Annotated in this window: 2 protein-coding genes; both read right to left on the bottom strand. The window is 52.3% G+C overall.

Translation table 11 applies throughout. The annotated features are described in order from the left end of the window. Positions 1–363: 363 nt before the first annotated feature. Positions 364–5337: a T9SS type A sorting domain-containing protein gene (locus tag CRP01_RS38885; protein ID WP_099155510.1), complete on the bottom strand. Its 4974-nt coding sequence runs from the start codon at positions 5335–5337 to the stop codon at positions 364–366. A gap of 551 nt (positions 5338–5888) precedes the next feature. Further along, positions 5889–7228 (bottom strand): T9SS type A sorting domain-containing protein (locus tag CRP01_RS38890; RefSeq protein ID WP_143473733.1); only part of this gene is annotated, 1340 nt, incomplete at its 5' end.

The following is a 7228-nucleotide window of genomic DNA, read 5'->3' on the forward strand; positions in this document are numbered from 1 at the left end:
TACCAAATGAACGAGGTGTGCCCGGCCAGTTGCCGAACACACCTCGTTGGTATTAACGCTAATTCTTTGATTTTTTTGGAGGGGTTAGGGAAGAGGTGTCAGGTGTCAGGGGGCAGGTGTCAGGGGGCAGGTGTCAGGGAGGAGGGGGCAGGTGTCAGGGAAGTGGAAGGTGCGAGGTATCAGATACGAGGTGTCAGGGGGGAAGTAAACTTTCCTATTTACTACGTACCCCCTGATACCTTACACCGGATACCTCTACTCTACCCGCTCCCACCTGACACCTCTCACCTCACACCTGACGCCTCTCTTCTCACACCTCTCACCTGACCCCTCGCCCCTCTCTCCTCAAACCTCCAATCCCCACTACTTCACCACGATCATCTTACGGGTAGCGGTGAAATCACCGGAAGTCAGGGTATAGTATAGTACGCCGGCTTCCGTCAGATCGCTGCGGTTGAGCTGGATCTGATTGCGCCCCTGGGCGAAGGTACCGCGTACCAGTTTGATCACTCTACCGGCCGCATCGTGTACCTGCAGGCTAACCTCACCGGCTTCCGGCAGGTAGAAACCGATGGTGGTCTCTTCGCGGAATGGGTTAGGTACGTTTTGCTGCAGTTCGAAAGTGGAAGCGCTGATCGTACCGTTGCTGAATTCGATACCTACATCCAGCAGTCCGTCTTCCTGATCGTAAGCCTCGGCTACCGTCAGGCGGCTGCTGATGCTCAGTACTTCGCTCAGGCGTACATCCGTGCTTGGTTTTACCAGCAGGGTGAACAGTACTTCATCGGACTGATAATCCTCGGTAAGGCTACCGGAACGGTTCCAGGAAGTCGTGATCAGGCCTTCAGCCGCCAGTTGCATACCGAAGTTTGCCGCCTGGGCCACACCGTATTCCATATCTACCAGTTCTACAGCGCCTGATTTCAGTTGCAGGGTCATCTGGTAGCCCTGGATCCGGGCCAGATCATCGGCGCGGAACGCCACGCGGTATTCCTGTCCGGCGCGCAGTTGCTGCTCTTCCAGTTGGAACAGGAAGCGACCGTTGCTGGATCTGGTTACCGCTTCCAGCAGGTTAGCTTTGGCGCTCAGGTCCATATCACCGATCTTCACGGCGATAAAGTCTTTCTTAGCCAGTTCACCCTGTACGTTGTTGATGTTGATCACTTCGGGGAAGGCTTCTTTCCACGGGTTTTCCGGATTCGGGAACACATAGTCCGCAGAAACGAAGCGCCAGCTGGTATTGCTGCTGAATTTCGTATCGATATTCAGGATCAGTTTTCTCAAAGCGATCGCATCCAGAGCCGTGATCTTCTTGTCGTTGTTGATATCGGCGGCAATCCGTTTGTACGGGCTGTCGAGCGATTTGATACCCAGGATGTGTTTGCTCATCAGTACGAGGTCAAAAGTAGACACGCCGTTCAGCGGAGTAGCGTCGTACTGGGGAGTAACAGTGTAGTCAAAGCCGGTTTGCAGAGAATTGAATTTATAATCACCATTTGCTTTGGTGGTCATTCCTTCGAATTTTTCGCCGCTCAGCTCTACTTTTACACCTTCCACCGTACTGGTCTCCTCAGTTACGATCACACCGGATACGGAGCCCGTACCGCCGTCGCACTGTACGCGGTTGTCCTGTACCAGCACGTAAGTTTCGCAGAAGTCACCGTTGCCGAGGCCGTCCCACGCCCAGATCTCAACCAGCAGACTGGCATCATCGTCGCAGGTCAGGGTCAGACCGGTCTGATCGGCATCTACAGCCTCTCCTACCCGGTTGATGGAGTATTTCACTTCACCGGTGCAATCGGAAGACGGACTGGCAATGAAGTCAGACGCCCAGATCGCCATAGCACCTTTATCGGCATCACCGTCACCGTCCACGTCCGCAGCGGGGATCACCGGCATCAGCTCGATGGCCAGACCGTTAATACAGATCGGAGCGGGTGCTTTACAGTCAACCACCTCGAAAGGCAGGTTCAGTGCATTTGCGTTACCGCAGCCGTCCTTAACGCTGATGCGTATCAGGTGCGTGCCCAGCGGGAAGTTACCCTTCAGGCTATAGTTCGGATAGGTTCCGGTAATAGAAGCCGTCAGGTCACCGTCCATAACACCGTCGCTGTAAGCGTCCAGGGTAGCGGTTACTTTCAGGTCTTTCGGCGTACAGTTCTCATCGATCGTGAAATTGAGGGTCACCGGAGCCGGGCAGTCGTTACCGAAGTCGGAAGAGTAAGAGCAGAATGCTTCCGGCTGGGTGTATTCGATGATCGGTTTAACGTTGTCGTATACTTTGATCACCTGGGTGTACTGCCAGAAACCGACAGAAGCCATGTCATCGCAGTGATTGCCGTAGTATCCTTTCGGATAATTGTCGCTGTCTTTGCTTTCATTCTCCGTGATCGGAGCTACTTCTTTCCAGAAACCGTACGGGTTGGTCTCGTATTCGCAGGATTCGCCCTTGATACCGGCTTTGGGAGTCAGGTTAAACGGATCGTTATCCCGGTCGTACCAGGTATGCGCGTAGGAAGCAGCCTGAGTACCACCGTAGTAATCGTGGCAGGGATCCGGTTTGTTAACCGTTTTTACGATCACCCATACGTCTTCGTCACCGGGTTTGCCGTCGCAATCTTCGTCGCGGCTAACCACTACCGGATCGGAAATGCCGTCGTATTCACACCAGTTGATCACGCGGTAAGTCCGGAAGATCTTGTAGCATTCGTCACCGCTGGCGGTGAATTTATCATCTTTTACGCTGATGGCCAGCAGGTCACAGCCCAGTTCTTCTACTTTGATCGTATCCGGCTGAGGATCGCCGCAGTTGGCAGCTGCATCTTTCGGGAATTTGATCTTGTAGTGGTGTTGTTCCTGCAGGGTCACCACCTGCTCACATTTGTTGGTAGAAGTTTGTCCTTTAGCATCCGTTACCTGGAAGCGGCGAACGAACTGGCCAAAGCCACAGTCATTCAGTCCGGTAGTCAGCGGAGCCAGTTCTTTTACGGTGAATCCGGGGCAGTTGTCCGAACCGCTGGCGGTACCGAACAGGGTCGTCATCTGCTCTACATTTTCCGGATCGAAATTGAACGGCAGTTTATCGCAGTCGATAGACTTAGGCAGCGGTGGTACGCAGTAGGCGGGGAGTTTGTCCTCCACCAGAACGTCCATCCAGCAAACGTTGCTGTTGTCTTTCACATCAGCGGCCGTATCGTCACAGAAGGTCTTTTCGATGGTGTTACCGGGTTTGCCGTCGCGGTTGCGGTCATCCCATACGCGCAGTTCGATCCGCACGTTGGCATTCATATCACAGCAGGTGAAATCTACGTAATCCGCCCACGGAGTGTAGTAGTAGATCTGACCACTACCGGTACCGTCCGGATCACCGAACTGTACGCTCTCCTGGATCTCGTCACCAATAACCTTTCCGTTCTTGTTGTAGTCAAAGTTCTCGAGGCATTCGTAGTTCTTACCCCCCTGAATGCGGCGGCGCACTTCCACGCGAACCGGACCGCAGTTGTCGGAGCTTCCTTCGTCAATATCTTTGGCGTAAACACGGGCCACGCCCTGACCTCCAATAGAGATGTTCAGATCGTCATCACAAATAGCAATAGGTTCGATCTGGTCTTCCACCTGGAAAGGACAGTAGACCACTTCTTTGTTACCGCAAGCATCGGTAACTGTGTATTTAATGTAGTGGCAACCCAGCGGGATACCGGATACATAGCGAGGTTTACCCGGCAGAATGGTAGCTACCACCGGACCGCTGGTGGAACCGGCGATCACCTCCGTCAGTACTTCCCAGCTGGAGCAGTTCTCTTTCACTTTAGGCATCGGCACCTGGAAGGCAGCCGTACAGTCGTACGGGCCGGTAGAATAAGTACGCAGGTCCGGTTTGCCGTCTTTGTTATAGTCGGTAGTTTCGCATTCTACCACGGGCGCTTTGTCGTCACCCACCTTGATCACCTGAGTACATTCGTAAGTTTCCTTGGAGCACCAGTCCAGGATCGTCCAGGTACGGACAAATTTGTAGGTGCCTTCGCAAACGTCAATCCGGGTGCCGTCTTTGTAGGAAGTACCGATGTTACACATTACCTGCTTCAGCGGGAATTTGTAGTTTTCCTTATTGTCATCGGTGTGGTCAAAGGCGGTGTATACCCAGGGATAACCCGTTACATCGGGATGCGGGTTGCCTTTAGCGTCCAGTTTGAAATCTTTATCACAGCTCAGTTCGGCATCAGCCGGGCAGTGCACATCATCCAGGCCGGGTTTGGTGATGATGATCTCCTGGTAGCAAAACTCGGAGAGCAGACCTTTGCAGGCATCTTTGGCCTGGAATTTGCGAATGATCTTTACGTCATCGCAATCTTTATCGTAACCGTAAACAACCTGATCGCTCACTGTGATGATCAGATCACCGCAGTTATCGGTGAACACGGCGTAACCGGTCATATCCAGCAATGCTTTAACGGCCGGAGTCAGGTTGGAGTAGTTGATGTTTCCATCGCGGTCGGAAGTATAGGAGACCTGACCGGGCAGCAGCAGGTTGCCAAGATCCTGGCAGACAAATTCCTGATAACCGTAACCCTTCTGGGTACCGTATACCGTCGGCGGGCAGGTTTTTATTTCGGGAGCTTTTTTGTCTTCGGCCAGTACGTAACCCCAGCACTCCGGACCGTTCGGGCCGGTTACGGCGTATTCGTACTTTCCGCAGCCGTCCACTACTCCACCGTTGGACATATCGCCGTCCTTCACGGTGATCTTGTAGTTGGCTTCGTCCAGGCAGGTCAGACTGCCCTGCAGTACATTGGTCCAGTCCAGGGTAGCCTGGCAACCGTCCTGCAGGTTGACGTTCACCTGTCCGGAACAGACTACGTTGTGATCGGCAGCTTTCACTTCAATAGTGAAGGGGTCCGATGCTTCGCAGGTTGAAGCACAATTAGAGTCCCGTACCTTAAAAATGAAATTGTACTTACCGGGAGCAATGTTGGCGGGTACCGCGTAATTCAGCGGAGAGCCGGTCAGTGCTTTCCAGTCTACGTCCGCAAATCCGGCCGCTTCGGCCGTTGCGTCCGCATCGATCAGGTACTGGTTGGGAGTTTCCGGGTTGCCGGCAGCCGTGTACTTGATTCCTACCTGGTTGTCGCCGGTGCAGATAAAGGCAACTGCGGATTCCGCCGTTACTACCAGGGCAAAACTTGTTCTTTTACTTTCGTCGATCGTTCGGGATGATCCCTTAGCAGAGGTGTTTTCCTCGTGCGCTGCCCGGAGCGGAGAAGCACCGGATAGGAGTACCAGCAACACGAACAGGAAGAGCCGGCCTACGGCCAGCAAGCTGTGTTCATTTCTTTTCATGAGAAAACAATTTGTTATTATTAAACTAACCTAAACTACCGCAACGCCCGGCGTACGGTAAATCTTCAACTTGTACAGCGAATAATTAAAGGTTGGCTTATCCAGCGGTGTGGATAAGTCTCCGATATGAATTAGGAAATAGCTTGTTGCAGCAAGCCAAAAAGGTGTGGAAAACGTCGAGAATTGACTTGGAGTGGATTTTTAAATTATTTCTATTCTGGATCCACCTTACATCAAAGTTTGTAAGGATCTAAAAGTTTACTAATTCAACAGTGAATCAAGAAATAAGGTAAAATACAATTCATTAATATATGCTTACGATATAGACTTTTTTTGGATGCTATTATCCTTGAATCATCTCCTATCGACTGTACAAATGTACTGCAAATTAGCAATAGCTTGTACTTGTTGGTGGTCAGATTTTTCGGCAGATTTTAGTTAAAAATTTGATGCAATTTCCCCAAACAGAAAGGGCCGCCAGACATTGTCCGGCGGCCCTTCTGTACGAGTTGGAAGGCCTTAAAAAGACCTCCCTTCTCCGTGTTTATCGCTTACTCAACAACCATGGATCTGGTTGCAGTAAAGTCATCAGTGGTCAGCGTGTAGAACAACACACCGGCAGGCAGATCCTTACGCTCAAGCGTCAGAACGTTTTTGCCTTGTACGCCGGAAGTACGCAGTACCTGTACCAGTTTGCCCGCAGCATCCGTGATCGTGAAGGTCACATCAGCAGCTTCCGGCAGACTGTAGTTGATCGTAGTCTGCGTACGGAATGGGTTGGGAGCGTTCTGACCCAGCTCGAAGCCGGCAGATACTACCTCACCGTTGCCGAAGTCGATCGCCAGATCCATCAGCTCGTCGTTGCTTCCGTATGCCTCAGCAACCGTTACGCGGCTGTTGATGCTCAATACGTTGCTCAACTCAGCTTCCGTTCTTGCGCGAACTACCAGGGTGAACAGTACTTCGTTGTTTTCAGCTTTGCCGTCCCAGCTGGTGGTGATCATACCTTCACCTACCAGGTGCATGCCGAAGTTATTAGCCGTGGCCGCACCGTATTCCAGGTCTACCAGCTCTACTTTGCTGTTGTCGAAGGTCAGCGTACCCTGGAAGCCTTGCAGCTTAGCCAGTTCAGCAGCCGTCACTTCTACGCGGTATTCGTTTCCGGCTTGCATCGATACGTTCTCAGCGTTCAGTGCGAATACACCCTGCTTGGAACGAGTCTCAACCATCAGTGCGTTAGCTTTCGCATCCAGGCTCATGTCACCCACTTTGATCGCTACGAAATCTGCATCCTGGATCGCTCCGGCCAGATCGTTGATGTTGATCACTTCGGGGAACTCATCCGCCCATGGGTTCAACGCATTGGAGAACACATAGCTTGCATCCACAAAGCGCCAGCTCGTGTTGTTGGTAAACTTGTTATCGATGTTCAGGATCAGACGACGCAGGGAGATGGCATCCAGTGCGGTTACCCGTCCGTCGTTGTTCACGTCAGCAGCCAGTACTTTGTATGGCGTATCCAGGGTCTGAAGTCCCAGGATGTGCTTGCTCATCAGTACCAGATCGAAAGTAGATACACCGTTCAGCGGATTCGCATCCAGCTGAGGCGTGATGGTGTAGTCAAATCCTTCGTCCAGTGCGCTGAAGATGTAGTGTCCATCGTTACCCGTGGTCATGCTCGCGAAGGAGTTGCCACTCATATCGATGCGTACTCCGGCTACTGTAGCCAGTTCTTCCGTGGTTACCACACCGGCGATGGCGCCGCTGCCGCTGTCACACTGTACCATGTTGTCCTGTACCAGGATGTAAGTCTCACAGAAGTCTCCGTTGCCAAGACCGTCCCATGCCCAGATCTCAACCAGCAGGCTGGCGTCATCATCACAAGTCAGGG

It is taken from the genome of Flavilitoribacter nigricans DSM 23189 = NBRC 102662, assembly GCF_002646595.1.
In the GTDB taxonomy this organism is placed as follows: Bacteria; Bacteroidota; Bacteroidia; order Chitinophagales; family Saprospiraceae; genus Flavilitoribacter; species Flavilitoribacter nigricans.

Coding starts and splice junctions, on each gene's coding strand:
- CRP01_RS38885 (WP_099155510.1), bottom strand. CDS start 5,337: ATGAAAAGAAATGAACACAGCTTGCTGGCCGTAGGCCGGCTCTTCCTG.